We start from the raw sequence: 2,925 nt of genomic DNA, 5'->3' as shown, positions 1-2,925 counted from the left end.
GAGTAAAACAATGTCCCTATAACAAGGTTGATTGCCAAAGCTATGAGCACACCTCCGATATAACTAGAGGTAAAAACTATAATCGCACTGAGAATCAAAAGGATGGTTATAAATGCTTTGTTAACTTCCGATTGTTTATACATAGCTTCAACTCCTTGAACCAACTAACGCCCTGTTAAGGTGTGAGCAACGCAATACCGAAGCTCCCGCATACCACCTTAAACACTAAAACCACCGCATAGTAAAAATGCCACGCGTTGCGAATCACTCTTAAACAGTTTGTTAGCCCTGTGGTTGACTAGTACATATAACCTAGCCAATCAAAATGTCCAACACCCCACTGCTTATCTCTGAGTGGTTTCACATACAGTTCATCAAGATGCTCTACAGCAACTCCAAAGTTGGTGTGCTCGTGAAGCCTTAACCAAGACTGCATGCACTGAACTTGATAAAAGCCGTTTGTAGAGTAGAAATCATGTAACTCAGATATAAGGATTATGAAATCCACATCTTTAGTTTCAGCAAATGCCGATAATTCTGACAACATAAAAGAGCCAATACCTTGCCCTCGATAACGTTCGTCAACACAAAAGTCGATTACGCCCAGAACCTTATGTATTTCCCCGCCGATACTAACAACGCGATAATCCAGTCCAAGATAGCCAACCAGCTGTTCACCTTGAAAATGAAGGGCACGCATATGAGGCAACTGCTTAAAGTAAGAACGACTTACTTGGCTATCTGGAAAAGCTTGATTTCTTAATGCTTCGATTGCCTTATGATGCAATTCTGAAACATCTATTTCTTGTACGATTTCCATATCGTTTCCTCGAAAAGGGCTAACGCCGCGTTAAGTGGTGAGCAACGCCAACCACCCGACCTAAACCATTGTACCTTAAACACTAGAACTGAATTGAACTCAAGTCGCCAAGCGTTGGGAATCCGTCTTAAACGCTTTGTTAAATGCACTTTCCCAACAGAAACTCCCAGTCTGAAAAAGAAATCTGATTCTTGGTAACTTTAAGCCGATGGTAGCCCGTTTCTGTATTTGAGGTAATTTGAATATATTGATGCCCAAACATATCTTTCTTAGCCATCAACTCAGCCTTGAGTCCTCGGAGGAAAACATCATTTCCCACAACTGACAAATGACTCTTCTTAAACAAAACTAAAACTGAATACACAACCACCATACTCGTCACTCCGACTAGAAATGGCCATAATTGAAATTCAGTTTCGTATAACCAATTGAAAATAAGTGTGAAAACCAAATAGCTTGCCACCATGGACAACACCATTTTCAATTGCCATAAATTAGTTCTAAATTCTATATTTCGATTCATCCGTAAATCCTATTAGAACGCACGTGCATTTAACGCCCTGTTAAGGGGTGAGCAACGCAATACCAAAGCCGCCGCATACCACCTTAAACACTTAAATCAACGCATAGTGAAAATGCCACGCGTTGCGAATCCCTCTTAAACAGTTTGTTAGGCCACTATGAAGAATATGGATAAACTCTATGCGTAAGGTCTTGCGTGTGTGATAAATAAGTTTCTATCTTCTCTTTTGTAAAATCAACTGGCTTAAACTTTATGGTTATTAATACTCGATCTTCACAACCAGCTCTATTTACACCAGATGGAAGAGGATCACCGACAGCTGTCGGTAAAAGCATTAGATTAATGACAGTATGATAAATTTCATCTTCGTACTTCAACTGCTTTGATAGTTTATCCAAGTAAGAAATAAAGGGCTTTCTTAGATCAATATTAGCAAGATTATGGGGATGGATCATAACTGTCAAACCAACATCATGAGTTACAGAAGGCAAAGGCTTAATAATATTATTTGGATTAGAAATTGGGTACGTTTCAGGAGCGATACCAATTAACTCCATAGACAAATTCTCAAATGCAATCTCCCCTTTATTTTTTATTTGTAATATATGATAAAGATTCTCCCCTAAAGATTCCAAAGAGGTGAGATCAATATTTTGTTCAACGCTATTTATATGAACTAGCGGCTCAGACCTAAGTCTGCGCTTTGTTATCTCGGTAGCTTCAAAAGCCAATTTGTTTGCTTTTTCTGCCAGTTCCAATGCTTCTTTTGCCTTATCTTGTGCCTTTCTTGCATTAAAATTGGTAATAAAGAAAGTAGCAACTGCAATAATCACTGTAATTAGAGGGATTGATTCTTTAAAGAAATCCACAACTTCATCCTCTATGTGTATGACTGGGGCTAAGTAGCCTAACGCACTGTTAAGGGGTGAGCAACGCTATACAAAAGCCGCCGCATACCACCTTAAATACTAAAACCAACGCATAGTAAAAATGCCACGCGTTGCGAATCCCTCTTAAACAGATTGTTAGGTATATTTATTCAACCTATTTTGAAGTTCTTTTACTAACTTGTCTCGCCCTCTGGTCGACGCACGTGCCCGAATCTTTTGAATCTCCTTTTCCAATAAGTGCTTTGCTCTGACTTTCCTAACACTTGAGTCATGTATCAAATACCGTCGAAAAGCAAAAACCTCATCATGCAGCTTTGTCCACTCCTTAACTCTCTTTTTGGACGGAACTTTAATCGTTGGTCCCAGAAAGTACATCAAAGATCCACAGTGTTGACATTTAGTAACAGTGCTTTTTTCCCCGATAGATTCAGGTTTATCATATGTAGCTCTCCGCCATGTTGGGCGACGAGCTACCACCCTGCAGTTAAAACATACGCAATTTCCGAAACATGCCATTTTATTATACCTAACGCGCAGTTTGGATATAACGTTGCCTCCATTGAGGCATTCGTCAGACCAAAAAAGGAACTTAACAGAAAGCCAGTCAATCATAAGGCTCGGGTTCGTAGGTTCGAAAGTAACGAAATTCTCCGGTACAGGGTTTTTTCGATGAACCTCTAAAAGCTTCTGAA

General features: G+C 39.6%; 3 protein-coding genes. All 3 read right to left on the bottom strand.

What is annotated here, in order from left to right; translation table 11 throughout:
- Positions 1-298: 298 nt before the first annotated feature.
- The 3 genes from KIO97_RS21355 to KIO97_RS21340 all read right to left on the bottom strand — a co-directional run bounded on the left by KIO97_RS21355 (position 299) and on the right by KIO97_RS21340 (position 2,212).
- Positions 299-820, bottom strand: coding sequence for a GNAT family N-acetyltransferase (locus KIO97_RS21355; RefSeq protein WP_285383867.1), 522 nt, complete (start codon positions 818-820; stop codon positions 299-301).
- 139 nt (positions 821-959) lie between these two features.
- A complete protein-coding gene (locus tag KIO97_RS21350) occupies positions 960-1,343 on the bottom strand; it encodes a hypothetical protein (protein ID WP_285383866.1) in 384 nt (127 codons plus the stop codon).
- A gap of 155 nt (positions 1,344-1,498) precedes the next feature.
- Positions 1,499-2,212 (bottom strand): hypothetical protein, encoded by a 714-nt coding sequence (locus KIO97_RS21340; protein ID WP_045420886.1) that lies wholly within the window; start codon positions 2,210-2,212, stop codon positions 1,499-1,501.
- Positions 2,213-2,925 lie beyond the last annotated feature (713 nt).

Source organism: Vibrio sp. B181a (assembly GCF_030248375.1).
Taxonomy (GTDB): domain Bacteria; phylum Pseudomonadota; class Gammaproteobacteria; order Enterobacterales; family Vibrionaceae; genus Vibrio; species Vibrio campbellii.
Note: the sequence above shows the minus strand (reverse complement) of the source record. Positions and strands in the feature narration are given on the sequence as shown.